This is a genomic window from Paraburkholderia sp. FT54 (assembly GCF_031585635.1).
Taxonomy (GTDB): domain Bacteria; phylum Pseudomonadota; class Gammaproteobacteria; order Burkholderiales; family Burkholderiaceae; genus Paraburkholderia.
On record NZ_CP134196.1, the window covers coordinates 1719081 to 1743761 of the forward strand.

22 protein-coding genes and 2 pseudogenes are annotated in these 24681 nt (G+C 63.9%); 11 read left to right on the forward strand and 13 right to left on the reverse strand.

Going from position 1 to position 24681, the window contains the following annotated elements:
* Positions 1 to 29: 29 nt before the first annotated feature.
* The 4 genes from RI103_RS27225 to RI103_RS27240 all read right to left on the reverse strand — a co-directional run bounded on the left by RI103_RS27225 (position 30) and on the right by RI103_RS27240 (position 3591).
* Positions 30 to 1136, reverse strand: a complete 1107-nt coding sequence (locus tag RI103_RS27225; protein WP_310815571.1) for a potassium channel family protein — start codon at positions 1134 to 1136, stop codon at positions 30 to 32.
* Between the two features lie 103 nt (positions 1137 to 1239).
* Positions 1240 to 1491, reverse strand: a complete 252-nt coding sequence (locus tag RI103_RS27230; protein ID WP_310815572.1) for a hypothetical protein — start codon at positions 1489 to 1491, stop codon at positions 1240 to 1242.
* Positions 1492 to 1581: 90 nt separating this feature from the next.
* On the reverse strand, positions 1582 to 2214 hold the full coding sequence (locus tag RI103_RS27235; RefSeq protein ID WP_310815573.1) for a C39 family peptidase: 633 nt from the start codon (positions 2212 to 2214) through the stop codon (positions 1582 to 1584).
* Between the two features lie 36 nt (positions 2215 to 2250).
* On the reverse strand, positions 2251 to 3591 hold the full coding sequence (locus tag RI103_RS27240; RefSeq protein WP_310815574.1) for an FAD-binding oxidoreductase: 1341 nt from the start codon (positions 3589 to 3591) through the stop codon (positions 2251 to 2253).
* A gap of 264 nt (positions 3592 to 3855) precedes the next feature.
* On the opposite strand from RI103_RS27240, the gene RI103_RS27245 reads away from it, so the two are divergent.
* The 3 genes from RI103_RS27245 (at position 3856) to RI103_RS27255 (ending at position 6600) form a co-directional block, all read left to right on the forward strand.
* Positions 3856 to 4110, forward strand: a complete 255-nt coding sequence (locus RI103_RS27245; protein ID WP_310815576.1) for a helix-turn-helix transcriptional regulator — start codon at positions 3856 to 3858, stop codon at positions 4108 to 4110.
* 2 nt (positions 4111 to 4112) lie between these two features.
* Positions 4113 to 5453 (forward strand): type II toxin-antitoxin system HipA family toxin, encoded by a 1341-nt coding sequence (locus RI103_RS27250; protein WP_310815578.1) that lies wholly within the window; start codon positions 4113 to 4115, stop codon positions 5451 to 5453.
* 292 nt (positions 5454 to 5745) lie between these two features.
* On the forward strand, positions 5746 to 6600 hold the full coding sequence (locus RI103_RS27255) for a helix-turn-helix domain-containing protein (protein WP_310815579.1): 855 nt from the start codon (positions 5746 to 5748) through the stop codon (positions 6598 to 6600).
* 82 nt (positions 6601 to 6682) lie between these two features.
* Here RI103_RS27255 and RI103_RS27260 read toward each other — a convergent pair whose 3' ends face one another.
* Positions 6683 to 8524: an ATP-binding protein gene (locus RI103_RS27260; protein ID WP_310815580.1), complete on the reverse strand. Its 1842-nt coding sequence runs from the start codon at positions 8522 to 8524 to the stop codon at positions 6683 to 6685.
* Positions 8494 to 9036 (reverse strand): molybdopterin-dependent oxidoreductase, encoded by a 543-nt coding sequence (locus RI103_RS27265; RefSeq protein WP_409076993.1) that lies wholly within the window; start codon positions 9034 to 9036, stop codon positions 8494 to 8496. The genes RI103_RS27260 and RI103_RS27265 overlap by 31 nt, the downstream gene beginning before the upstream one ends.
* A gap of 288 nt (positions 9037 to 9324) precedes the next feature.
* Between RI103_RS27265 and RI103_RS27270 the strand changes: the two genes are divergently transcribed.
* Positions 9325 to 10272, forward strand: a complete 948-nt coding sequence (locus RI103_RS27270; RefSeq protein ID WP_310815582.1) for a phosphoribosyltransferase — start codon at positions 9325 to 9327, stop codon at positions 10270 to 10272.
* A gap of 11 nt (positions 10273 to 10283) precedes the next feature.
* On the opposite strand, the gene RI103_RS27275 is transcribed toward RI103_RS27270, so the two are convergent.
* Positions 10284 to 11978, reverse strand: a complete 1695-nt coding sequence (locus RI103_RS27275) for an ATP-binding domain-containing protein (RefSeq protein WP_310815583.1) — start codon at positions 11976 to 11978, stop codon at positions 10284 to 10286.
* A gap of 253 nt (positions 11979 to 12231) precedes the next feature.
* Between RI103_RS27275 and RI103_RS27280 the strand changes: the two genes are divergently transcribed.
* On the forward strand, positions 12232 to 12858 hold the full coding sequence (locus RI103_RS27280) for a glutathione S-transferase family protein (protein ID WP_310815584.1): 627 nt from the start codon (positions 12232 to 12234) through the stop codon (positions 12856 to 12858).
* 69 nt (positions 12859 to 12927) lie between these two features.
* On the forward strand, positions 12928 to 13503 hold the full coding sequence (locus tag RI103_RS27285; protein WP_310815585.1) for a Fur family transcriptional regulator: 576 nt from the start codon (positions 12928 to 12930) through the stop codon (positions 13501 to 13503).
* Positions 13504 to 13641: 138 nt separating this feature from the next.
* Here the strand turns inward: RI103_RS27285 and RI103_RS27290 are convergent, their stop codons facing one another.
* Positions 13642 to 14154 carry a response regulator gene (locus RI103_RS27290; RefSeq protein ID WP_310815586.1) on the reverse strand — a complete coding sequence of 171 codons (513 nt, stop codon included), beginning with the start codon at positions 14152 to 14154 and terminating at the stop codon, positions 13642 to 13644.
* A gap of 483 nt (positions 14155 to 14637) precedes the next feature.
* On the opposite strand from RI103_RS27290, the gene RI103_RS27295 reads away from it, so the two are divergent.
* Entirely contained in the window at positions 14638 to 15357 is a 720-nt protein-coding gene (locus tag RI103_RS27295; RefSeq protein WP_310815587.1) for a ribonuclease activity regulator RraA, read from the forward strand.
* Positions 15358 to 15429: 72 nt separating this feature from the next.
* On the opposite strand, the gene RI103_RS27300 is transcribed toward RI103_RS27295, so the two are convergent.
* A complete protein-coding gene (locus RI103_RS27300) occupies positions 15430 to 16221 on the reverse strand; it encodes a TetR/AcrR family transcriptional regulator (RefSeq protein WP_310815588.1) in 792 nt (263 codons plus the stop codon).
* Positions 16222 to 16295: 74 nt separating this feature from the next.
* On the opposite strand from RI103_RS27300, the gene RI103_RS27305 reads away from it, so the two are divergent.
* The 3 genes from RI103_RS27305 to RI103_RS27315 all read left to right on the forward strand — a co-directional run bounded on the left by RI103_RS27305 (position 16296) and on the right by RI103_RS27315 (position 20716).
* On the forward strand, positions 16296 to 17831 hold the full coding sequence (locus RI103_RS27305) for an MDR family MFS transporter (protein ID WP_310815590.1): 1536 nt from the start codon (positions 16296 to 16298) through the stop codon (positions 17829 to 17831).
* A gap of 373 nt (positions 17832 to 18204) precedes the next feature.
* The gene (locus RI103_RS27310; RefSeq protein WP_310815591.1) at positions 18205 to 19443 is read left to right on the forward strand and encodes a hypothetical protein; all 1239 of its coding nucleotides are present in this window, start codon (positions 18205 to 18207) and stop codon (positions 19441 to 19443) included.
* Between the two features lie 193 nt (positions 19444 to 19636).
* The gene (locus RI103_RS27315; protein WP_310815592.1) at positions 19637 to 20716 is read left to right on the forward strand and encodes a TAXI family TRAP transporter solute-binding subunit; all 1080 of its coding nucleotides are present in this window, start codon (positions 19637 to 19639) and stop codon (positions 20714 to 20716) included.
* 51 nt (positions 20717 to 20767) lie between these two features.
* Here the strand turns inward: RI103_RS27315 and RI103_RS27320 are convergent, their stop codons facing one another.
* From RI103_RS27320 to tssF, 4 genes and pseudogenes are all read right to left on the reverse strand, one after another.
* Entirely contained in the window at positions 20768 to 21295 is a 528-nt protein-coding gene (locus RI103_RS27320) for a hypothetical protein (protein ID WP_310815593.1), read from the reverse strand.
* A 284-nt stretch (positions 21296 to 21579) separates the two neighbouring features.
* Positions 21580 to 22191 (reverse strand): type VI secretion system lipoprotein TssJ, encoded by a 612-nt coding sequence (gene tssJ / locus RI103_RS27325; protein WP_310815594.1) that lies wholly within the window; start codon positions 22189 to 22191, stop codon positions 21580 to 21582.
* A 42-nt stretch (positions 22192 to 22233) separates the two neighbouring features.
* The gene (gene tssG, locus RI103_RS27330; protein WP_409076994.1) at positions 22234 to 23289 is read right to left on the reverse strand and encodes a type VI secretion system baseplate subunit TssG; all 1056 of its coding nucleotides are present in this window, start codon (positions 23287 to 23289) and stop codon (positions 22234 to 22236) included.
* Positions 23286 to 24341, reverse strand: a pseudogene (tssF, locus tag RI103_RS27335) (type VI secretion system baseplate subunit TssF); the annotation flags it as partial. The pseudogene tssF and the gene tssG, both read right to left, overlap by 4 nt.
* Here tssF and tssD point away from each other — a divergent pair.
* A pseudogene (tssD, locus tag RI103_RS27340) lies at positions 24334 to 24609 on the forward strand (type VI secretion system tube protein TssD); the annotation flags it as partial. The pseudogenes tssF and tssD sit on opposite strands and share 8 nt — an antisense overlap.
* Positions 24610 to 24681 lie beyond the last annotated feature (72 nt).

The window sequence follows — 24681 nt, forward strand, 5'->3', positions numbered from 1 at the left end:
TCCTTGGCAGTTGGTTGAGTTCGAATGGGTTAGCAGGCGGCGGGCGTTTCGCTCGGCTGACGCGACGATTGAATCACCATCAGCAGATCGCCCGCCTCGATCGGACACGGCTCGTCTTCGTAAAACGACAGCACGCGCCCCGCGCGTACGAGACCCACCACCACCGCGCCCGGCAGCGCATTGCTCCAGCGGCCGATTTCCCGCGGCGTCGGCGGACGTTCGACCAGGTTGACGCGGCCGCGTGCCGACAACAGGTCGTTCACGAAGGGCACGATGTATTCGCTGTCGACCGCGTCGGCGAGCAGCAAGCCGCCAATCTTGGTCGACGAGACGATCACGTCCGCCCCGGCTTGGCGCAACTGGCGCTGATAGGTCTGCTCCCGAATCCGCACGACGATCTTGGTCTGCGGCGCGACGTTGCGCACGCTCAGCGTGAGCAGGATCGCGGTGGCGTCGTCGGTGACGGCGATGATGACCGCGCGGGCGATCTGCACCTGCGCCTGCTGCAACAGATCTTCGCGCGACGGATCGCCGAGCAGGCCGGCGACGCCCAGCGCCGTAGCCGCTTCGAGCGCCGCCTGCTGCGGATCGATCACCACGATCGATTCCGCTGCGAAACCGCTTTCAAGCAACTCGCGCACGGCGACCGAACCGCTCAATCCGTAGCCGCAGATCACGACGTGATCGCGCAACTGCTTTTGCAGGCGTTTCATGCGGAATTCCTCGATGACGCGTTGAATGACGAACTGATAGGCGGTGCCGAGAAACACGAACCAGATGATGATGCGGATCGGCACGATGAAAAAGGCGTCGATCAGGCGTGCGCGTGCGGTCACCGGCACGATGTCGCCGTAACCGACGGTAGCCACCGTCACCATCGTGAAGTACATCAGATCGACGATCCCCAGGACTTTGCGGTTAGCGTCGCGCAAGCCGTCCCGATCGAGATAGAGCACGGCGAAGGCGAGCACGCACAGGCCGACCACCAGATAGACGCGATGCAGCAGCATGCGCTGCGGCGACGCTGCAGGCCGCGTGAACAACGTGCGCGCGCGCGGCGCCTGCCAGGGCGTGCGGGCGCGGCGCGGCAGACGGAAGCGCGGCAGACGTGGCTCCGGCTTGGGCGAATCAGGCACGCGGCGGCTCCGGGAGTCGAGGACAAGCGATTCTACGACGCCGGGCGCGCCGTGGGGCCGGAGCGGGAAAGCAGGACGGTAAGTTTCGAGGCGGCGGGTGACCTCACTGCGACGTGTCTTTGTCGCCGCCCTTCTTGCCGCCCTTGAACATCGCGCGGCACGCCGGGCTGAGTTCATCGACGTGCTGCTTCATGCAGGCGGTGATCTTGTCTTCGTTGGGAATGTCGGCGGCGCAGAAATGCATGGCGTCGCCGCGGCAGGCCTTGGCCTGATCGTCGCGGCTGGCGGCGTCCGCCGAGGCAGGGCAGCCCAGACCAATCAAGCTGGCAGCAAGCAGGGCGTAGGTTCGATTCATGGCGGATCCGGTATCGCAGAAGTCGGTACGGGCCATCCAGCAGAAAACGGGCCCGATCGTCGCGCTCACCGGATGTCCGGCCCGCCGCGCCTAGCGCGCGATCCGGCTCAGCGTCATGCCGCGCCCCGCGTAGAAACGCGCGATGGTTTCGAACGGCAGATACACATCGGCCTGATGCGGCGCGATGCCCGAGGGATTGTGAAACCACACGCCATCGCGGCCGCGTCCGTGCAGCAGGATCAGATGGCCGCCGCGCCGCTGATTGGGCTGCTCGGGATAGCGGATTTCGGGACTCACGGAGACGATCGCCAGCGTCTTGGCGTTCAGGCGCGCGGCCATGTCTTCGATGGACGCCTGCGGCAGCACGTCGACCTGAACGCCGAACGCGCCGGCCACCCAATCGGCAAACGGCCGGTAGATCAAACCGTCGACGCCGCCATCCTCGCGCATGCGATACACGCCGTGCCGCAATGCTTCGTCGAGCAGCGCGGCGCGCGGAGCGTGGTCGATACGCCAATAGTCGAGCGCCGACTCGAGGCACGTCAGGCCGCACAGGCGTTTGGCCCAGAAGCGGTAACGCTCGGGATCGGAAAAGCCGCTGCGCTGCCAGCCGGGATCGGCGCACGGGTCGCCGTGCTGCTCGACGATCCGGCCAACCCATTCGGGACTGCCCCACTGCGTGTAGTACGGCACGTCGGCGTGGCGCAGAATCGGTTCGTTCATGGGTGGTGTTTCAACGTGGATTGAGAGGCGCGTTTTTTACAGCATGCTGCGAGGCCGTTGCATCGTGCCGTCGAAGAAACGCTGCAAACGGAACGCCGACAGATCGAGCGACGCCTGGCCGCCATCGTTCAATTCCGCGAGCAGTTTGCCGACGATCGGCCCCATCGCGAAACCGTGGCCGCAAAAGCCGGTGGCGATCGTCAACCCGCGGACCTGCGGCGGCGCGTCGATCACCGGAATACCGTCGGGCAGCACATCGATCAGGCCAGCCCACGATTCGACCACCTGCGCGTCTTTCAACGCGGGGAACAAGGCGCGCAGTTTTTTCAACGCACGCGGCCCATGGCCCACGTTCGGCTGCGGATGCGGATCGCGCGGATGCAGCACACGCTCGTGTTTCGGCACGCCGCCCGGCAAACGCTCGCGCAGATCACGCAGGCTCGCGCCGTTCAGATGGAAGCTGAACTTCTCGCACTGCGTCCACAACTCCGGCAAGAACCACTTGAGCGCGCGGAAATGGCCGAGCGTCATGTCGACGTCGACCTGCATGTCGTCGGCGAGATTGATCGCGCCGTTCGCCCGCTGCCGCACGCCGAGGCCGTGGCCCCAGAACGTCGACGCGGTGATGCGCGGCAGCGGATTGGTGCGCATGCAGGTGCCGCGCACTGCCTGCTGCGGCAGTTCGAGCCCGAGCGTTTTGAGCAGACGCCAGCTGCTGGCGCCGGCCGCGCAGATAAAGCGCGAGGTGCGCAGCGTGCCGCGCTCGGTGACCACGCCGGCAATCGCGCCGCCCGCGCGCTCTACGCCGATCACGCCGCAGCCTTCGAAAAACAGCGCGCCGGCTTGCGCCGCCCGCGCCGCGAAAGCGGCCGCGGCGCGGCGCGGTTCCGCCTGGCCGTCGCTCGGCGTATAGAGGCCGCCGAGCGCGGGACCGTGCATTCCCGTCACGACCGTGTCGATCTGCTTGCGATCGAGCGTGCGCGTATCGAGCCCGTGCTGACGCGCGACATCCATCCATTGCTGGAACGAGGCCCAGTCCTCCTCGCCGGTCGCCACGTACAGACAGCCGCCCTGACGCCATTCGAGATCGAAATTCAGTTCGCTCTCGAGTTTTTTCCACAGCGGGATGCCGGCCATCATCAGTGGCACTTCGGCGGATTCACGGCCCTGCTGGCGCACGAATCCCCACGCCCGCGACGACTGCTGCCCGGCGATCCGCGATTTGTCGAGCACCACTACCGAAAGGCCACGGCGCGCGAGATAGTAGGCGGCCGCGCAGCCCATGATGCCGGCGCCGGCGATCACCACATCGGCACGTTTTGGGAACACCTGGTCGGCGGAAGTGAGGTTCGCGTGCAGCGGGTAAGTCGTGGTCATCGGACGGCCAGGTGTTAAGTGTGGGCATAATCTTCGCAGGCGGCCCGGTTGTTCGCAATGCCGCAGCGCCTTGGAGGCCAGCGGTACAAGCGCCTCGAAGCGCTTGCACGGGGGCTCTCACGTGACTTACACCGATTATTCGCCACACGAATATCCGCATTTTATTCGCCAAACAGATATTGGTAAAATATGCGTCACACGAATATTTGACGAATATTCGTGTGACGCATAAAATGCATTTATTCGTGTCACGGATAATCTGCCATGCTCCACCTCATCGCCACGCCGGACCAGATGGCCCAGCTGCTTGCTGCCAGCCGACGGCAAGCCGGCCTCACGCAGGCCGAGGCCGCCGCGCGCATCGGCGTCAGCCAGAGCCGCATTTCGGCCTTCGAAACCGACGCCGCCGCCCTCACCCTCGCACAATTGCTGGCCTTGTGCGGCGTCTACGGCCTGCAATTGCAGTTGCGCGACAAGAGCCAGGCGCTACCGGGCCCGGCGCCGTTGATCGAGTGGTGAGCATGGGCCGCCAAACTCACACACGCGCGCTTTCGGTATGGGCCAACGGCGAGCGCGTCGGCGTCTGGCGCCTGCCCGCTCGCGGGCCCATGGAGTTCGCCTACGATCCCGCGTGGGTCGCCTCGCCCGCGGGACGGCCGCTGTCGCTGTCGCTGCCGTTCACGCCGGGCAATCTGGCGCAAAAAGGCCCGCGCGTCCTCAACTATTTCGACAATCTGCTGCCCGACAGCGAGGCGATCAGAAAGCGCATCGGCCAACGCTACCAGACCGAGACGCTCGATGCGTTCGATCTGCTGCAAGCCATCGGCCGCGATTGCGTGGGCGCCGTCCAGTTGCTCGCCGAAGACGACGCGCCGCAAGGCGTCGAACGGATCGAGGGCACGCCGCTCACGGACGCCGAGATCGAGGCCATGCTGGCGCGCACGGTCAGCAACCCCGCGCTCGGCGCGCCCGACGAGACGGATGATTTCCGCGTCTCGCTCGCCGGCGCGCAGGAGAAAACCGCGCTGCTGTGGCACGACGGCAAGTGGCAGCGGCCGCATGGCGCCACGCCCACCACGCACATTTTCAAGCTGCCGCTCGGACTGGTCGGCAACAAGCTCGCCGATCTCAGCACCTCGGTTGAAAACGAGTGGCTCTGTCTGCGGATTCTGCACGCCTACGGCCTGCCGGTCGCGAACACGGAGATCATGACGTTCGGCAAGCAGCGGGTGCTGAGCGTCGAGCGCTTCGACCGGCAAATGCATTCGAGCGGGCAATGGCTGTTGCGCCTGCCGCAGGAAGACTTCTGCCAGGTGTACGGCGTGCCGTCGCATCGCAAATACGAAAACGAAGGCGGCCCGGGCGTGCTCGACCTCGCGCGGATTCTGCAGCAATCGGTCGAGGCGCGGCAGGACATCGAGACGCTGCTCACGAGCCAGATTCTGTTCTGGATGCTGGCGGCGCCGGACGGCCACGCCAAGAACTTCAGCATTCGCCTGCTGGCGGGAGGCCACTTCCGCCTCACGCCGCTTTACGACGTGATGTCGATCTGGCCAGTGGAAGGCAGCGGCCCGAACCAGTGGTCATGGTTCAAGGCGCGGCTCGCCATGGGCATGTGGTCGCGCAACAAGCACGACGCGTTTCGCGACGTGCAGCGGCGCCACTTCAACACCATGGCGCTGAAATGCTCGTACGGCGCGGACGCGGAACCGCTGATCCAGCGGCTGATCGAACAGACGCCCGGCGTGATCGAGCGGGTCTCGGCGGAATTGCCCGAACGCTTTCCGTCCAAGGTTGCCGAGCGGATTTTCAAAGGCCTGAAAAGCTCGGCGGCGAAGCTCGGCACCATGCCTGCCGGCTAGGCGTTTCGCGCGGCTGGCATCGCGTGACATATTTCTCTGCAGATGCGGCTCGGTTTCATCGGTAAAATACATTGATGCTCAGTGCATAAAAGATCGCCAAACCGGTCCGTTCCGACTCTCGCACTCACGGGCCAGGCGGCGGTCATACAAAACTACAGACTGCGATACTTTTTACGGTACATTTGCTGTCCCCTGCGTCGCCGCATCTTTGCGCATTGCATGCGCATGGTCGCGCTGCGCCTGTCGTATCGCACTCCCCAGTACCCTTTAAGACGGCGGATTCTCACGCAGTATGGCCAACGAAACAAACTCACCTGACTCCATCGCAGTCGCCGAGCGCGTGCGCGAGTTGATGAGCCGGCACGGAATCGGCAAACGCCAGCAGACCACGGAACTGTGCCGCATCCTCGATCTGAGTTTTTCACAGGGGCACCGCAAGTTGCGCGGCAACAGCCCGTGGACCCTCTCGCAGATCAAGAAGGTCGCCGAGGTGTTCGGCGAACCGGCAGCCCAGCTGTTCGGCGCGCAATCGCTCGATCCCGGCATGGTCGGCGCGATCGCCCAGGAAGCCGTGTTCAGCATCGGCGCGATCGAACTGGCCTGCACGGCCTGGGTCGGCGCCGCGCTCGAGGCGGGCAGCCGCCCGGAATTCGTCGCGTACTCCCGGCTCGGTCAATGGCGCGTGGCGCGCCACGACGGCACGCTTTACCAAAGCGCGTACGAAGTCCACAAGATCGAGATCTATCCGCGCCGCGCCGAAACCGACAAGCCGACCATTGCCGTGGTCGACGACGACCAGGCCAGCGCCGACAACCTGCGTGACTATCTGGAGCGCAGCGGTTTCGCGGCGGTGGCGATCTACGGACTCGCGGCCTTTGCCGACCAACTGCAAACCCAGGTGTTCGACGGCGTCGTGATCGACTGGTTGTTCGGCTCGCAGACGTCGGCGGCCGCGATTCGCGCGGTACGCGCGTCGGAAAATCCCGACGCGCCCATCTTCGTGCTGACCGGCGAATTGCTGACCGGCAAGGCCAGCGAATCGGAGATCAGCCAGGTGATCCGCACTTACGACGTCGCATGCTATGAAAAGCCCGCGCGCATGGCGATCCTGGTCGCCGATCTGTCGAAGCGGCTGAACCGGCCTTAAGCGGATCTATCCGCGCCGGCAAAACGGCCGAAGGCTTGGGCTCAGGTTGATGCCCTCCTTGGCCAGCCGTCCACGCTTCGCATCACACCGTATGCCGCGAAGCCAAAGCCCGCTGCAACGCGCTGCGAAGCTCCTCGTAATGTACCGGCTTTAATAACGCGTCGAAGAACGGCTGCGAGCCGGCTTCTTCTCCCGTCACGCTCACCTCCGGCGCATACGCGCTGACCACGATCACCGGTACACCGGCGGACGGGCCGCCCCGCGCGGCGAAGTCCGCGAGAAACGCATAGCCGTCGCGCTCGGGCATATGCAGATCGAGCAACACCACGTCGCAGCGGCGCGCGTCGAGCCAGGCGAGCGCATCGTCGGCATTGGCGACGGCGTGCGCGTCGAAATTCATGTGCGCGACCATTTCGCTGAGCGACTCGCGAATCAGGCGGTTGTCGTCGACGATCAGCACGCACGGACGCGCGCCGCCCGGCTCGGCGCGCGCCGCCACGTCCGGCGGCTGGGCTGCCGCCACCGGCATGACCGGAATCGTCACGGTGAAGGTCGTGCCCTCGCCGACTTTGCTCGCCACCTCGACGGCGCCGCCGAACAGTTTGACCAGCCCTTGCACAATGGTCAGCCCCATGCCCGCGCCTTCGAACCGGCGCGTGGGCGACGCATCCAGTTGGGTGAACTCCTGGAAGATGAGCGGAATCTGCGCATGCGGCACACCCGGCCCCGTATCGCTGACGACGAAAATCAGCAGCGCCGGCCGCTGCCGCAACTGCACGCGCACCGTGCCGGTTTCGGTGTAGCGGATCGCGTTGGTGACGAGGTTGTTGACGATCTGGCGGATGCGGTGCGGGTCGGAATCGACGAGGCCGCTCATGCCGCTCGCCTCGCTCTCCAATTGCAGACCGCGCGCGGCGGCCGACATCGCGTGCTCATCGACGATCGACGCCAGCAGCTCGCGCGGCTCGAAATGCTCGTGACGCAACTCGAGCTTGCCCGCGCCGAGGCGCGCGTAGTCGGTCAGGTCTTTCATCTGCGCTTCCAGATGCCGCGCCGCGGTTTCGAGCCGCTGGATCACCTTGCGGTCCGCCTCGGAGTGATAGTTGAAGCCCAGCAATTCGATCGACGACACGATCGCATGCAGCGGCGTGCGCAGTTCGTGGCTGATCATGCCGAGAAACGCGTCCTTGGCGTGACTGGCTTCGCGCGCGGCGCGGCTCGCCTGGTGCTCCGCTTCGAGCGCCGCGTGCTGTTGATGCATCAGGCGCGTCCGGCGCCGTCCGTTCAACACGAGCAGCAGCGTCGCCGCCGCCGACAGCAACAGCAGCAACATGCCGCCCGCGAACAGCATGCGGCGCTTGTCGATGAAATCGCGGTTCATCGCTTCGCGATCGGCGACGTCGGCGAAACGGCGGCTCAGCGCGAGATCGTTGACCTCGTTCCAGTGCTGACGCAGTTGCGCGACGATCCGGTTGGCCTGGCTGCGGTCGTTCGGCAGCGCGTCGACTTCAGGTTCGATGCCGCCCAGCAGCTGATCGAGCGAATGGATTTCGTCCAGTTGCCGTTGCAGCAGCGAGAGCTGGCTGGTCAACCGGCGCGTCGAGCCGGCCATCACATGAAGCTTGGATTGCAGCAACTGGTAACGCAGCATCAGCCGCTGATAGTCGTCGTCGACGCCCGACTGATACAGCAGCAACTGGTTCTCGAAGCGCGCGTAGGCGATTTGCAGTTGCGCGGCGTCCCAGTAGAAGCCGTCGTAAGAGCCGGTCAACTGTTCGGTAGCGCGCGGGTTGAGCAGATTCGCGTACAACAGATAGCCAATCGCGCCGACCGGCGCCGCGAGCGCGGTCAGCCAGATCAGCACGTAGAGCGCACGGCGCCACGGTCGGCGCATTATTTGACGATGAGGGCTTTGATCTGCCATACGAATTTCGAATCGCCCGAGGCGCCCTTGAGTTCATCCGGGAACGCATCGCGCGGATAGATAAGGAACAGCGGCCCGAAGTCGCTGATCTTCAGACGCCGGCCGTTCATGCTGTACGCGACGACCACGCCGTAGCGATCGCAGTCCGCCACCGGAATGGTGTAGGTATAGTCGTCGAGCGTATGGATCTCGACCTGGCTGCCATACGCGCCAGCTGTCTTCAGAATATCCGCCAGCAGCGGCCCTGTGAAGGTGGAACGCGGCGTCCAGGTGGTCGAGGTCGTGATTGCGTGGACCGGCAGCGCGAGCAGTTGCGCCTCGCTGAAGTGATAGGTCTTGCGCGCGGCATCGGTGGTCTTGCCGATCTTGCCTTGCACGTCGAGCGATAAGGATGACGGCTCCGACTGAGCCTGCGCGCCGCACGCCGCCAGCGCGAGGATCAGGCCCGCCGCCAACCGTGCGCCCATTACTGCGCGTTTTCTGTCACTGACCCTGGCGGTCGACTTGATCATCTGCTTTTTATTCCGTTATCTATTTTCTTGCGGGCGGCCTGATAGCCGCCGGCCCGGTCTGTTGCCGGGGCCGCCGCCCCTTGGCCTCCAGCCCTTTGCGCCGGCCGCGCTCTCGCGTCGCGCCTCGGCGTGCCGCGCGTCACCCCCGACGCGCGATCTCCGAACCGCATGCATAATATCGCCAAAATTCTTTGTCTCAAAAACGAGGAGCCGCGGCCGCGCGCACCGCTTGCCGCTCCCGTGCCAGAGACGCTCGCCCCCTACGCGCCACGCGACGCCCTACGAGTCATGAACAAGCCGGTTTTGCCCCTGACGTACGAACAACTCGATCACTGGATCGAATCGCTGCAGCCAGCCTTGCTGGCGGAGCGCTTCACGATGGCGATCGGCATTCTGCGCGGCGGGGCGCCGCTCGCGCTGATGGTCTCGCATGCTGTCGGCACACCGGTCGCCTTCCTGCGCTACGACCGCCAGGCGCGCGCGGTGGCCTGGGATTCGACGCTGCCGATCCCGCCCGCGGGCTCGACCGTGCTGCTGTGCGAGGACATCGCGGGGCGCGGCTTCACGTTGACCGATTGCATCGCGTTTCTTCAGCAGCGGGGCCTCGTGGTCAGGACGCTGACCGGCGCCGTGGACGATCTGAGCCGCACGCAACCCGACTACGCGATCGACGCGCGCGGCTACTTCGCGTTGTTTCCGTGGGAGCGCCAGGCGTACACCGAGCGTTATCGCGACGATTGGGCGCGCGTCGAGTCAGGCGCGGCGCCCGCGATGGCGGACGATCACGAATACGCCACGTATGCGATCGACCTCGACGGCATTCTGCTGCCCGACGTGCCGCTCGCGCGTTACGACGAGGATCTGGCCGCCGCGCTCGCCGAACGCGATGCGCTGCTGCCATTCGAGGAGCTACCGGACATCGACTTGCAGCAGGTTCGCACAATCATCACCGGCCGGCCGGAACTGGATCGCGCGCGCACCGAAAGGTGGCTCGCGCGGCACGGCTTCGGTCATCTGCAACTGGTGATGCGCACGCCCCACACGCACGACGAAAGTCCCGCCGGCAGCGCGGCCCATAAGGCCGCGGCCGCATTGCGCGGCGGCGTCACGCATTTCATCGAGAGCGATCCGGTACAGGCGCTGCTGATCGCGCAACAAGCGCCGCTCCTGCGCGTGATCTGGTGGGACGCGCGCACGCAAACCGGCATGCTGGTCGGCGCGCGGGCGTGGAGCTGAGCGTCCGGGCGCTAGCCTTCGCGCGCTTCTTTCGCTTCCCTGATCTCCTTGCCGTCGCGCAAATGCAGATGCCGCGCGGCCCGTTGCGATGCGACGACGATCAGCTTCATCGTCGCGCGCGTCGCGCCGACGAACAGCTTGCGCGCAATGCGTTCGTCGAAAGTCTCGAAGTCGACCTCGGTGAAAATCACGCACGGCGCCGCCTGCCCCTTGAAGCGGTAGATCGACTCGAACAGCACGTCGCCTTCGCGATACTCCGGGTTGCCGAACAGATCGTACTTGCCCGTGAAACTGCGCAGCCGATGCGGCCCGAGGTGATCCAACGCGGTCATCGCCGAGCCTTCGCGGCCGCGAAACGACAGCAACACGATGTCCTGCTTGCGAAAGCCGAGCGAGAGTGCCTGCGTAATCGCGCGCTTGGTGGCCTCGATGCTGCCTTCGGCGGCGTTCGCTTCGTCGTAGACCGAGAGCGAGATATCGGAGCCGTCGAACGGACTGCCCGACGCGAGCGCCGCGGCGACCGGCACCGAGGCGCCGACTACGTCGCGCACATAATCGAGAATGTCGCGCGGGCTGCGATAGTTGGTGGTTTCTTTCAGCGTGGTCCAGCCGGGTAGCGCAACCGGTTCACGCATATACAGATTCTGCAGCGGGTCTTCGAGCCACCACCACGCGGCGGCAGGTCGCAACAGACGCTCGAGTGCGGCGACCCACGGCTGCTGGAAGTCCTGGCCTTCGTCGATGATCAGCACGTCGAATTGCCAGCGTGGATCGATCGGCGTGTCGGCGAAAATCGTTTCGAGCTGATCGAATACGTCGCCCGCCTGGAAATCCGGTTCCCGGCCCGCGTCGCGCGCGATCCAGTCGCAGAGCTGGTGATAGTTCGCCACCTTCGCTTCGGGCGGCGCGACCCGCGCGATGTGATCCGCCAGCGGCCGGTTGAAACACACGTATAGCGGCCGCTGGCCGCGCGCCACCGCGTCCTTCATGACCTGCACCGCGAGTTGCGTCTTGCCGGAGCCGGCCGTGCCGATCACGCGCAGCCGGAATGGCGCGAACTCGAGCCGCCGCGCCCATGTCGCCAGACCGCCCGCGAGGCGCGTGACGAGCGTGCCCGCTTGTCCGACCAGCGCGCTGGCGTCGGGCGTGAGCGCCAGTTCGTCGGCGAGAAAGTGGTGAATTTTCGGCGCGCAGGCAAGACGCGGCTCGTCGGCCGGCAAGGCTTCGCGGATGATCGCCGCGAGCCGGTCCTTGCGCGTCGCGTCGACGATCCGCGCGGGATTCACGCCGGCAATCGCCGCGTCCTTGACGATGTGGTCCGGGCAATACAACAGTTCCTCGATGAAATAGGTGCCCGCGCCGAATGCCGCCGTAAAGCGCCTATGCAAACTCTCGATGGTGTGCGCGAGCGCGATCGCCACATTACGCTCGGTTTGCAGATAGACCTTGACGAGCCCTTTCGGCGTTTCTCGCAGGAAGCCGGTTTTCTGTTCGACGATCATCACGCGCCCGGCCGGACTGACGATCACGAAATCGGCTTCGCCGAACACCGAGAAGTTCTGGTTCAGACGCGTCCAGTGCACGCCGTGATAGACGGTGTAGCCATCGGGCAGCGCCTCTTCCAGCAACGCCAGCGTTTCGCGTTCGCGGGCCGCCGCGCCGGTGGCGGCGAGGCTCTTCCAGTCGTCGGGAACAATGCGGGCCATGCGTGCCTCGTCGTATTCGGGTGGGCTCATTGTACGCAACGCGCGCGCGTTGCCGAATGCCTGCCGAGGCACCGCTTGCGGACGTGCTTTCGGACTCGCCTGCCGCCATGGTCGCCCGGCTGGTTGCCACCCGCCGGCGCGCAGGCCGCGCGCATCGTGTATCGTTACTGGCTGAACGCCGCGCAACGGGCGCGGCTTGCCAACTGCACCCAAGGGAACTTCCTTCGGGGCGTAAAGAAAAAGGATTTACCGGATGATTACGATCTGGGGACGCGCCAATTCGGTCAACGTCCAGAAAGTGCTGTGGTGCTGCGATGAACTGGTGCTGCCGTATGACCGTGTCGATGCCGGCCTGCAATTCGGCCGTAACAACGAACCCGACTATCTCGCGATGAACCCGACCGGCAAGATTCCGACGCTGGTCGACGACGACTTCGTGCTGTGGGAATCGAACTCGATTCTGCGCTATCTGGTGATGCAGTACGGCGAAGGCAGCCTGCTGTATCCGTCCGAGCCGCAACCGCGCGCCAGCATCGACCGCTGGCTGGACTGGTCGCTGTCCACGCTGCAACCCGCCGAGCGTCCGGTGTTCTGGGCGCTCGTGCGCACGCCCGCCGCCGAGCGCGACGCAGCCAAACTCGCCACCGACTTCAACGCCGTCGCCGCGCTGTGGCACATGCTGGACACGCATCTGCAGGGGCGCTTCTTTCTCGAGGGCGAGAAGTTCACGCTGGCTGACATCGTGATCGGCGCCTACGCCAAACGCTGGTTCGGGCTGGACGGCGTGCAGCGTCCGCCGCTGCCGAATCTCGAGCGCTGGTATTCGCGCATTGCGACGCGCACGGGTTTCAAGAAGTATGTCGACTTCGCGCTGACTTGAGCGTCCGGGCGGCAACGGGACGTGTCGCGCGGCGGCACAGCGAGGCGAGATGGCCTTTATAATCGACGCATGAAGACCGCCAAGCCCGCCGCGACCGCCGACAAAGCCACCTCCGCCACCTCCGCTCATGCTCATGAGCCGGGGCACACGCACGGTGTTTCGCAGGAAGCCGCACTGACCCTCGCGGACGAATATTGCCGCGAACGCGGCGAAAAGCTCACGCCGATCCGCCGCAAAGTGCTCGAATTGCTGCTGAATTCCGGGCGTGCCACCAAAGCGTATTCACTGCTCGACGAGATGCGCCAGATCCATCCCGGCTCGGCGCCGCCCACGGTTTACCGGGCGTTGGACTTTCTGCTCTCGGCGGGGCTCGTGCATCGGATCGAATCGATCAATGCGTTCACCGTCTGCCACGATCTGACGCAATGCCAGCACGGCATCCTGGTGGTTTGCCAGCAGTGCGGCAACGTCACCGAATTGCATCAGCCCAAACTGCGTCAGGCGCTCGTCACCCAAATCGAAGACGCGGGCTACCGCCTCGCGAGCGATGAAATCGAATTGAAGGGATTGTGCTCGGCGTGTCAGGCGCTGGAAGCCGCGGCGTCAAGCAAGGATTCGGGAACGCCTGTCGTCGCCGTCAAATAACGGCAGCGCTCGCAGGCCGGTTCGCGGACCGCGATACAACCTGCTTCGCCATCAAGCCTGGCATCTCGCGATGCGGGAGTCTCGCGGCACCGCTCGAAAGCGGCGCCGCGAATCCATCGGCCAAACGCGAAGCCTGCTTCAGCCCGCCGCGCGAGCGTGGATCGCGTCGTGCAGCAGCGTGACGAGGTCGTCGGGCAAAGCCGGCTTGGTCATGAAATACTGGAAGCCTTCGCCGATGCTGCGTAAGCGGTAAGCGTCGTCAGTGTGGCCGGTGAGCGCCACGGCCACCGAAGGCGCGTGGTCGCCGCGAATCTCGTGGTCGCGCAAGCGCTGGATCAGGTAGAAGCCGTCCATGGCGGGCAACTCCAGATCGCACACCACGGCGTCGGGTAATAACCGCAGCGCCGCCTCCACGCCCTCTTCCGCATCCGCCACGGCGACAACATGCGCGCCTTCCGCCTCGAGTAATAAGGTCAACGATTCCCGGCTGTCCGGGTCGTCTTCTACGAGCACGATCGTGGCCTGATCGAGTCTCAATGCTCCGTTCATTTTCCGTTGTTGCTCTAAAAAACCGGTTAGGCCGTCCGACTTGGCCAACGTTTCGCCCTGCGACTTGCCGGCGATTTGCGCGGCTGCGATATTGCTGCTCATGGTTCCGACTCGATTTCATGCGCCGAGTTGCAAACAGGCCCAACATTGTAAAACATGACCCGAGCGCTCACGCGTGCGCACAGTAACGCGCGCCAAAATTGCACGCCGATGAAAAACTGGCCCTCGGCCCCCACAGTCATGGCCGACCGATGCCGACTCCGATTTGCCGCAGCGGCTCGTGCAAACCCCGTTTGACACGGTCTTTCCCACCTGGCGCCTCTTTTCACATTGCTGTTCTTTTGCGATGCCGGCGACCTGATTGATGCCGTCTGCATTCACATCCACCCCACCAGTAGCATGTTGCGTGCCTCGCCGGTCGCCGTCCTGCGAGTACGTCCCGATGCGGAGCTTTGCGGTGCCAGGCGCGGGCGGCGCTATCATCGTGTGCGCGAGACCGCACGCGGCATTGCGCCGCTACGGTCCGCGCAACAGACGTTCGCCATTCCCCGCTTTGCCCTTTCAACCCTGAGGCCGCCCGACACCATGACCGATCTCGACTCCGTCACGCTCGAAGCACTCCGTCATGTCAGCACCGCCACGCTGACTACCCAATTGTTCAAGCGTGGCCTGCGCAATACCTTCATGCAAGGCGTCGCGCCGCTCGCCGCGCGCCGCGGCGCGAATCTGGTCGGACCGGCCTTCACGCTGCGCAACATTCCGTCGCGTGAAGACATCGACGTGCTCGAACTGTTTGCCGATCCCGAGTATGCCCAGCGCAAGTGCGTCGAAACGATTCCCGCCGGGCATGTGCTCGTGCAGGATTGCCGCGGCGAACGCAGCAGCGCGTCATTCGGTTCGATCCTGACGCAACGCTTGCAGGTTCGAGGCGTGGCGGGCATGGTGTCCGACGGCCCGGTGCGGGACACCACGACGATCGCCGCGCTGGGCATTCCCGTGTTCTGCGCGGGTGCGAGCGCGCCGCCCAATCTGATTCGCCATCATGCGGTGGATATCAATGTGCCCATTGGCTGCGGCGGCGTCGCGGTGTTTCCAGGCGACGTGATAGTCGGCGATGCGGACGGCGTGGTGGTGATTCCGCTGAAAATGGCCGCAGACGTCGCGCAAGCCGCTGTCGAACAGGAGCAACTCGAAGCGTTTCTCACCGAGCGGATTCGCGACGGCGCCGCGTTGTCCGGCATTTATCCGCCGAACGAAACAACGAAAGCCGCTTACGAGGCGTGGAAGCAAAACCGAAAAGCATGAGACGGCGGCGGAGCGCGTCGAAGGTCAGCGCGCTTGCGCGCGACACCGGCGCGGTTCAGCGAGCAGCGGGCTTCAGTCCGCTTTCTTCGGACCGATGCCCTGCAGCAGCAAGGCCACGGCATGCCGCGCGATGTCCTCGCTGCCGATGTTGCGACGCATGGGATCGTTGCGCCACAGCTTCGACGTGGCCAGCGGCAAAATCGTCAGCCCGAGCAGCGTGACGAATACGAGCGACGGCTCCAGCGCCGCGTTCAGCCGCCCCTCTTTCTGCCAGCGAGCAATGGCCAGCAATGACGCCTTCTGATGCGCATTGCCGAAGCGCTCGTGCATGCGCTGGCGCAACAGGCCGCCGTCGCTGATTACTTCGCGCACCCACAGCGACGGAAACCACGGGTGGTCGGCCGCCACCTGCACCAGTCGCAGAGTGAGTTGCGTGATCGCCGCGACTGGATCGTCGGGATTTTCCTGGAACGGCACGCCGAGCCCCGCGCGCAACGGGGCGAAACGTTCGTCGATCAGCACGTCGAGCAGCTGATCGCGCGTCTTGAAGTAGTAATGCATCATCGCCGGCGTGAAACCGGCCTCGCGGGCAATCTCCCCCAGCGTGGTGTCGACGATGCCTTGGCGCGCGAACAGCACGAGCGCGGCGTCGAGCAGGCGTTTGCGCTGCTCCGGTCCGCGCGCGGCGCCAGAAGGCCTGCCCGGCCGCCGTCCGGGCGCGGCGGCCGCGGGTTTCGCGGACGGCGCGTCCGCCTCCGTTTCGACAGTTTGGGTGGGCGTGGATCGCGCCTTGCGAAGCTTCACGGCGAGCGTGTCAGGCGGCGCGTTTTTCACACTTCCATGGTCGGATGGAATCTTTGCCATTGCATTCAATTTGACGGGTGACGCGATGTCGCCTATATTAATCTCCGAATTAATTAATTTCAATGCCTGATGCCATGGACCAATCGACCACGACTCAACCCGCCGAGCTGACGCAGGCCCATCCGCAGCCGACCGCGCATACCACCGATCACCCGCCCATCCGTCTGCTGTTTCCGGCGCTGCTGCTGGTGATGCTACTCGCAGCGCTCGATCAGACAATCGTCTCAACGGCGTTGCCGACCATCGTCGGCGAACTGGGTGGGCTCAATAACCTGTCATGGGTGGTGACCGCCTACCTGCTCAGTTCGACCATCGTCGTGCCGCTGTACGGCAAATTCGGCGACCTGTTCGGCCGCAAGATCGTGCTGCAAACGGCAATCATCGTGTTCCTGGTCGGCTCCGCGCTGTGCGGCGTTGCGCAAGACATGACGCAGCTCATCGTGCTGCGCGCGCTGCAGGGTCTCGGCGGCGGCGGTTTGCTGGTGGTGACCATGGCCGCCATCGCGGACGTGATTCCGCCGGCTGAACGCGGCCGCTACCAGGGCGTGTTCGGCGGCGTGTTCGGTCTCGCGACTGTAATCGGCCCGCTGCTCGGCGGCTTTCTCGTCGAGCACCTGACGTGGCGCTGGATCTTCTACATCAACCTGCCGCTCGGCATCATCTCGCTCATCGTGATCGGGGCGGTCTTCAAGCCGCACGTTCGCCACGTGAAGCACACCATCGACTACATGGGCGCCGCGTTTCTCGCCGGCGCCCTCACCTGCATCATCCTGTTCACGAGCCAGGGTGGCACGATCCTGCCGTGGTCGTCACCGCAGCTCTGGTTCACGCTGGGGATGGGGCTCGTGGCGATCTGGGGTTTCATTCACGAAGAACGCAGCGCGGTCGAACCGATCATGCCGCTCGAACTCTTCAAGCAGCGCACGTTTTTGCTGAGCAGTCTGATCGGCTTCATTATCGGCGTGTCGCTGTTCGGCTCGGTGACGTTCCTGCCGTTGTATTTGCAGGTGGTCAAAGGCTCGACGCCCTCGGAAGCCGGCATGCAGATGCTGCCGATGATGGGTGGCCTGTTCCTGATGTCGATGGTGACCGGCCGGGTGATCAGCAAGATCGGCAAGTACCGCATGTTCCCGATCGCGGGCACATTGCTCGTGGCGGTCGCCATGCTGCTGCTCGCACGCCTGCAGATCAGCACGCCGATTCATGTGATGTATGTCGACATGGGCATCCTCGGCTGCGGACTCGGCATGGTGATGCAGGTGCTGATTCTCGCGGTCCAGAACACCGTCGAGTTCAAGCATATGGGCGTCGCGACTTCGGGGGCGACGCTGTTTCGCTCGATCGGTGGATCGATTGGTGTGGCCGGCTTCGGCGCCGTGTTTTCCAACGGCCTCGCCGCGCGCCTCGAAAAGCTGATCCCGCCCGACACCGAGTTGCCGCACGCGCTCGGGCCTGCTGCGATCCACGAGTTGCCGCAAGCGTTGCGCGACGATTATCTGCAAGCTTTTGCGGGCGCGTTGCACACGGTGTACCTGTCGGCTGCGTGTGTGGTGGTGCTGGCGTTCGCACTCGCGTGGCTGCTGAAGGATCATCCGCTCCGTAAGCACTGATTGTTTCCCGCTTTGTTCACGCGCTTGATGCAAGCGCTTAATGACGAGGTCGCACGCCCTGGGCGCCGACCTCGTTCTATTTTCAGCACCGCGCAAACGGTATGAAAAAACCCCGTGGCCGTTCGTCCTGCCGATATAGCGAGCATATCGTCGTACCTGCAAATGTTCGTTAGCGCACATAAGATAGGTAGCAACGTCGATTGACGTTCTTGCTGAAACGCCACATATTGCAACCAGCGGCAGCACAAGCGTGGGCTTGCCGCGCAAGACTCTCCGGCGCATGTGGATCGTGATTTCCGCGGACATTGCTCCCGCTTCAACATGATCCGGAACATGCCGTAATGGCATCGTTTTCCAAAGGTGGGTCCACAGCATGTCCACCCAGACACTACTCGGCCACAGCTTTCCGACGCCTTGCAAGCGGTGTGGCGGCGCCCTGTACCGGCAAGTCGACTATTGCCCCTATTGCGGCGCGGTGCACCCACTCGACGCAGGTCCGCATAAGCGGACCGTGATTCCCGGCAGCCGCGCCAGCGCCACGAATAAAGCGGCACACAAGAGCAGCCTCGACCTGGCACCAGCCGACGAAACCGACCCCACAACGCGCGCCATGCCCGAGGGTGAACCTGCTCGCGCCGAGGCGGCGGTGCCTGCGTCGGCACTCGTCTCGCCGGACACACCGGTCCCGCCGCTCCCGGCACTGCCCAATGCGGCTGGCCGTGGCGCAATCCCGGTTCGCACAGTGCTCTATGCCATCGGCGCAATTGTCGTCATCGGCCTGGCGTATGTCGGATATTCACTATTCAGCGATCGCGTTTTGTCGAGCAGAAACAGCGACCAGTCCGCCGAATCCGAAACTACTCAGGATGCCAGAACGACGACCGGCACGATCGCACCATATTCGCCGGCTCAGCCGGCCAACAAGGCCGCGGCCGCAGGCAAGCCCACCACGTCCGTCAATCCCGCCAAGCCTGTGCAGGTGATGCCGTCGACGCCCGTCGCCCCGCCGGTGGCCGCCGCACCCGCCAGACCCGCGCCCCAGTTCCGCGACGCCGCGCAAGCTGTGCAGGCGGCGCGCCTCGCCTTCCGCGCCAACGATCTCTCTTCGGCACAAGCCGCGCTCGTCGCCGCGCAAACGATGCAACCGGGCAGTTCCGACGCGCAAGACCTCGCGACAGAATTGAAGCCGCTGACCGCACGCCGCGACGCCGCGTTGCAAGCGGCGCAAACTTGCGCCGCGCAGCAGTCGTGGCCTTGCGCACGCCAGCACGCCAACGAAGCGCTCGCGATCGATACCGGCAACGATGCGGCGAAGTCGATTCTTGAACGCGTGATCCGCGAAACAGGTTGGGCGCCACTCAACTCGCATGCCGCGGCAGGCGCGTCGCCACAAGTCAAACCTTCGGCGCAGCAAGTGGTTCAGCTACAGACCCCGCTGCCCAAAGGCATGCCCCAGAACAGCGAAAGCGTGGTGGCCGCACCGCGCTCCGCCGCCGCGACGCCCGACAACAATAGCGTCGATGTACGCGAACGCGCCATCAAGGACTCCGGCTGGAAGCGTCCGGCGACGAATGCCGCCAAGCCCTCCGCAGGTGCCTCACCGAGCCGGTGACCGATAGTTCGGATACCGAATCGCATGACGAATCTGCCTGAAAATCGCACGCATCAGCGTATGTCGTTTGAGAGGTAACAGACGGACTTAGCTGTCCCGGCACATCGAACATGACATGGCAATCCGGCTCACTGGTGCTTCACGCGCGTCGAGGCGCGAGGCTGTATGAACCTGACCGATAGGTAGATAGACCATGCTGAAGAGACTTCTGGCGGGATGGCTGGGGCTGGCGCTGATGGTCGTATCTTCGCTGGCTTGCGCGGAGCCGGCGCACTACAAGATCGTCACCGGTCCGGAACGGGGCACGTATATTCAGATCGGCCAGGATCTGTCGAAGTGGGTGGCGCAACCGGCGAACATCGACCTCGAAGTGGTGGCGTCGAAGGGCTCGGCTGAAAACGTGCAACGCATGCGCTTCGAGCCGGGGGTGAAGCTTGCACTCGTGCAATCCGACGTGTATCAGGCTTACATCGACATGGCCAACGCTGGCAATGCCGACGCCGGCACGGCAATCCGGCCGCTGCGGCTCATCATGCCGCTCTACGACGAGGAAATCAACGTGGTGGTGCGCGCGGACTCGCCACTGAAAACGCTTGCCGATATCAAGGACAAAAGCATCAGCGTCGGCCTGATCGGCAGCGGCACCGCGCAGTCGGCCACGACGCTCTATCACCTGATGTTCGGTCAGGCGATTCCCGAGCAGAACATCCAGCATCTCAGCAACGAAGACGCGCTGGCCGCGTTGATCGTGAAGAAGGTAGATGTTGCGATCATCGTGGTCGGACAGCCGGCGAAACTGTTCAACGACATGAACCCCGACCTGTTGGCACAGATCCGTCTGCTTAAGGCCGATCCGGCCGCACCCGAAACCACCCGCGCCAAACAGACCTATTTCCCTACCACGATCCGCGCGACCAGCTACCCGACCTGGCTGAAGGAAGATGTGCCCGCGCTGACCGTCAAGGCATTTCTCGTCACCTACGACTACGGCCTGCGCGATACCGTCGGCAATCTGAACCACTTTGCCGACTCGCTATGCGCCAACTTCGACAATCTTCAGGAGCACGGGCATCCGAAATGGAAGCAGGTGAAGCTCGAGTTGCCGCCGCTCGTGCGCGGGTGGAAATACTACTCGCCGGTCGAGAAGCATCTGCGCGCGTGTCTCGCGAACAAGAGTGCCGCGATCAGTGCGACGGCGACCCAGCAGCAGGCCGCGCCGAAGCCGCGTCCGACGTGCACGGATCAGGAACGCTTGCTACTGCTGTGCAAGTAAATTCGGCACATCGGCAAACGGGTGTTCAGGCGCGCATGGGCAACGACTCGCCTAGCCGGCAGCCTGACCAGCCGGCTTCTGCGGCATTGGTCCGAAGAACATCGCCATGAACTTGTCACGTCCGATCACGCGGACCAGCTCGGCCACCACGCAATAAATCGCGATCAGGGTCACCAGCAAGATCTGGATGGCCCAGAAATGCGCCCAGTTCAGATCGGCGAGCAGCTTCTGGTTGGCGGCGGCGAGGCTCGGCGCTTCCTTCCAGTATTCATAGAGATGTTCCAGGTAGTGCACGATCAAGGCCACCAGCGTATAAATCACCGTCTTCCCGCCGATATTCCAGATCAGCGGCTTCTGGGGGAACCGGTTGATGAACGGCAGCATGTTGGCGTTCAACACCGATTTACCCAGAATCAACGCGGCGATGGTCACGGAGACCGATGTCGGTAGCGTGACGTCGTAGCCTCGGGTGATCAGCGCACGCATGACCGCGACAATGTGCAGGATGACGAAGAAATAGATTGTCGGCGGAACCATCTCCATGAATTCGTGCTTGATCTTGACGGTCAGTTTGCTCATGTTCGTCTCCTGTGGCGACCGGAGTTGGCGCTTTAGCGCATTACTCCGGTCCCATGCAAAGCACTTACTCTGTTCCCATGCAGGATGGTTGCTGACATGGTCGACCTGCTGATGTGAACCCGCAAGTTCACGATAGACGTCTATTCGGATGGCGCGGCTTTGCTTCATGTGGACAAAGCCGCTGAGTTATAGCATTGCCAACGAACTCCTTGTTGGAATTTCGAGGATTTCGGCGCACTCCGTCATGCGCTTTCGTCACCCACTGCATGGTGCACTGCGGGGTTTCACCCCGCCTGCGTGCCATATTCGGTCGACACCGGTGGCTTCGGTTTGGGCGGATTCGGCACGCTTTGCTGCGGCGCGTTGCGTTTGATCGTGTCGACTGTCGCGCCGACGAGCTTCAACGTGTTGTCGCGGGCCTCGATCCTCACCGGGTCGGTGTTCTTCCACTGCTTCTTCGGGATTAGCAGCTTCCACGTCGAGTCGCGGCCGGCGTCCCGAAAGAATGCGACGACGCCGACATACGCCGCGTCGCTGTTCATCGGCTCGCTGACGCTCGCGCTCGCGTCGGGGCGCAGCACGACGTCTTTCGTCGCCAGCAGATCGGCCTTCAGTGCCTCGAGGTCGTTCGTCTGCAATTGCGCGTAATCGAGCTGCTGGAATGCCTGCGGCGTCTTTAACTGATAGATGCGCACCACTGTCGACAACGCTTGCCCGGCGCCATTCGAGTTCAACGACGCGCGGCTGACCAGGTCCACATTCATCGTCTTCACTTGCGTAGTGAATGCCCATTTCGCCGCGTCGACGGCACTGTCCGTCACCGCCTGTCCGACCCCGCACGCCGCGACGGTCAGGGTGGCCAAAGCCGCAGCGACGGTCCAGAGTTTTCTTGTCATTGTGTCGATCCCCTTTGCGTTCCACATCCATTGATTGTTGTTTCAGTGCGCGCCGCCTTGCGGACCGTCGTGGCCGGCGCTGCTGCCTGTCCACGTGCCTAACTGGACCCGCGTCTGACCCGTCGCGCGGTCTCGCTCTCCAGCCTGTGGCAACCGGGTCGTATAGCCCAACCTCACCTGATCCGAATTGAGTTGCTGAGCCGGCATCAGTGGCGCGCCGACGAGCATTTCCAGATGCGCTCGTGCCTCATAACCGAGATAGAAGCGCAGCAGCGCCATGACTTCACTGTGAGTCGCGTGACCGGGAATCAAGCCGAGCACCGACTCGCGCGTGCCCGGCGTAATGACCACGCGCACCGTATTCGACCGGTCGAAGAACCCCCGGCCGAGCAGGCAGCCGTCGCCTAGCGCGCCGCGCTCGTAACCCTGTGCGTCCGTCCATACCGGATGGAACTCCTCCACCGTAATCCGCGCGTCCGGCACCGCGTGCTGCAACACGCCCGCGAGCCCTTCTGCCGTGCGCGTTTTCTGGCCGGCTAGCCCGAGCATCGACAGCAGCTTGCGTACACCGACCGACTGGGAGATCTCCGGCGCGCCGATACCGAGTCCGGCGAAGCTCAGCAGGTATTGCGAAATCTCATCGGTCCCGCCACTTCTGAAACCCGCCGGGTAACGATACTTGCGCCATACACGGTAGTACTGCGTCGCGATCCGATGATGAAACAGGTCGAGAAATGCCGACAGCGGCTCTGCCCCGTCGCGGTTCTGCGCGACCTCGTCGACGAAATATGACGGCATGCGAGCGTCGACGCCATACAGGCCGAGGAACGTCGTTCGCACCGCCGGCGCAGACGGGTTGTCCAGATCGTATTCGACCGCATCGATTTCGCGGTTTGGAAATCCGAGCCGTGCCCGCGAACGGAAGCGCACTGGTTCGGTTGCGAGCGAATCGGTCGTGCCCAACGATGGTTTCCCTGGGGCGCCCAGCTCGATCAGTTCACAGAAGCGGAAGAAGTTCATCCGCGTCGCGTCGTGGAGCAGCGCCGGCAGCAGCGCCCGGTCCGCATTTGACACAAACGCCTTGTCCGGTGCGTTCAAAACGGTGCTCCTTCGCCCTTCGTATCGGGCCAAACGATACGCCGGCCCGTAGGCTGCGACACGATCACGAGCCTCGTGAACAGGTTGAGCGTCGCGTACAGTCCGAGGAAGCGGTTCAGCATGCCGCCGAACAGTTCGATATCGCCGTCACCCGCGAACCGGCTACTGTCGAGCGTCACCTCGATCTCCACGCCGCGCTGCACGCCGCCCTTGACGAGTTTCTGCAACTGACGGTGTTTGACGTCAGTCATCGCCTCGATGCGGCGCCTGTTCAACTCGCCCTCGGTCCAGTCGTACAGGGCAAGCGAGCCGCGCAGGATTTCCGCGTTCAGGAGCGACAGGTAGTTCGGCGCCAGATGCGACAGCACCCGCCAATGAAGGCGGTCGCCGGTTGGCGGGTAGACCGGCAGCGTCGGCGCGGTCAGATTGCGTACCGCACCGATGTTCGTGAAGCCGCCACGCATACGTGTGATGCCCGCTTCGCGCAGGCCTTTGCGCGGGAGCATGCCGTTGGTGCCGGTGACCGACAGCGACAGCGTCTCCTTCGGCAGCGTCGTTTGATGCTCCCAGGCATGGCCGCCCAGCACGACCCAGGTATCGAACCGCCCCGACGGGCCACGCCGCATGCGGGTGTGGAAATACCGTTCGGGCATCTCGTGGCGCAGCATGCCGCCGCGATGGCGGAAGGCCGCGAACGGTGCGTACTCGAAGCGGCGCCCTGATCCGGCCTCGAAGCCTTGCACGGTATCGACCGAATACACATCCACATGACTGCCGTATTGTTCGATCGCGTGGACACGGTACTCGGTTTCGAACTGGGTCGCGATGACCGGGTCCGCTTCAAGCTGGAACAGGTTGATGATCGGCGTGCAGAAGAGGCGCACATTGTCGGCGGAGAAACGCATGTCGTCCGGATAAGACTTCTCCAGTACGACCTCCACGTCGAAATACGGCGCGTCCTGGGGGATCGCGTGCATGTCCAGACCGAGCAGGTCCACGAACATGAATTTCTCCGGGAACGTGAAGTATTCGAGCAACAACTGGTATCTGTACAAGGCCGTGACGAGCGGCCAGACCCTCAAGTCGATCGAAATCAAGTGGTACAAGATCGATGACGCGGGCAAGGAAAAAGAGTACTTCAACACGAAGCTCGACAACGTCAAGGTCGTGTCCGTCAATCCGAAGATGCTCGACATCAAGAACCCGGCGTTCGAGAAACACAACCATCTGGAAGACGTCCAGTTGCGCTACGAGAAGATCACGTGGTCGTACAAGGACGGCAACATCATCCACACCGACACCTGGAACGAACGCTCGTAACACCGTGTGGCCCCGCGGCTGGCGTTCGCGCATCTTCTGATCCTTCATAGGCGTCGGACCTCAGCCGTTTTT

Excerpts from the sequence above, each read along its gene's own strand:
- RI103_RS27230 (WP_310815572.1), bottom strand. The coding sequence starts at position 1,491 with ATGAATCGAACCTACGCCCTGCTTGCTGCCAGCTTGATTGGTCTGGGC.
- RI103_RS27235 (WP_310815573.1), bottom strand. The coding sequence starts at position 2,214 with ATGAACGAACCGATTCTGCGCCACGCCGACGTGCCGTACTACACGCAG.
- RI103_RS27240 (WP_310815574.1), bottom strand. The coding sequence starts at position 3,591 with ATGACCACGACTTACCCGCTGCACGCGAACCTCACTTCCGCCGACCAG.
- RI103_RS27245 (WP_310815576.1), top strand. The coding sequence starts at position 3,856 with ATGCTCCACCTCATCGCCACGCCGGACCAGATGGCCCAGCTGCTTGCT.
- RI103_RS27250 (WP_310815578.1), top strand. The coding sequence starts at position 4,113 with ATGGGCCGCCAAACTCACACACGCGCGCTTTCGGTATGGGCCAACGGC.
- RI103_RS27255 (WP_310815579.1), top strand. The coding sequence starts at position 5,746 with ATGGCCAACGAAACAAACTCACCTGACTCCATCGCAGTCGCCGAGCGC.
- RI103_RS27260 (WP_310815580.1), bottom strand. The coding sequence starts at position 8,524 with ATGGCAGATCAAAGCCCTCATCGTCAAATAATGCGCCGACCGTGGCGC.
- RI103_RS27265 (WP_409076993.1), bottom strand. The coding sequence starts at position 9,036 with ATGATCAAGTCGACCGCCAGGGTCAGTGACAGAAAACGCGCAGTAATG.
- RI103_RS27270 (WP_310815582.1), top strand. The coding sequence starts at position 9,325 with ATGAACAAGCCGGTTTTGCCCCTGACGTACGAACAACTCGATCACTGG.
- RI103_RS27275 (WP_310815583.1), bottom strand. The coding sequence starts at position 11,978 with ATGGCCCGCATTGTTCCCGACGACTGGAAGAGCCTCGCCGCCACCGGC.
- RI103_RS27280 (WP_310815584.1), top strand. The coding sequence starts at position 12,232 with ATGATTACGATCTGGGGACGCGCCAATTCGGTCAACGTCCAGAAAGTG.
- RI103_RS27285 (WP_310815585.1), top strand. The coding sequence starts at position 12,928 with ATGAAGACCGCCAAGCCCGCCGCGACCGCCGACAAAGCCACCTCCGCC.
- RI103_RS27290 (WP_310815586.1), bottom strand. The coding sequence starts at position 14,154 with ATGAGCAGCAATATCGCAGCCGCGCAAATCGCCGGCAAGTCGCAGGGC.
- RI103_RS27295 (WP_310815587.1), top strand. The coding sequence starts at position 14,638 with ATGACCGATCTCGACTCCGTCACGCTCGAAGCACTCCGTCATGTCAGC.
- RI103_RS27300 (WP_310815588.1), bottom strand. The coding sequence starts at position 16,221 with ATGGCAAAGATTCCATCCGACCATGGAAGTGTGAAAAACGCGCCGCCT.
- RI103_RS27305 (WP_310815590.1), top strand. The coding sequence starts at position 16,296 with ATGGACCAATCGACCACGACTCAACCCGCCGAGCTGACGCAGGCCCAT.
- RI103_RS27310 (WP_310815591.1), top strand. The coding sequence starts at position 18,205 with ATGTCCACCCAGACACTACTCGGCCACAGCTTTCCGACGCCTTGCAAG.
- RI103_RS27315 (WP_310815592.1), top strand. The coding sequence starts at position 19,637 with ATGCTGAAGAGACTTCTGGCGGGATGGCTGGGGCTGGCGCTGATGGTC.
- RI103_RS27320 (WP_310815593.1), bottom strand. The coding sequence starts at position 21,295 with ATGAGCAAACTGACCGTCAAGATCAAGCACGAATTCATGGAGATGGTT.
- tssJ (WP_310815594.1), bottom strand. The coding sequence starts at position 22,191 with ATGACAAGAAAACTCTGGACCGTCGCTGCGGCTTTGGCCACCCTGACC.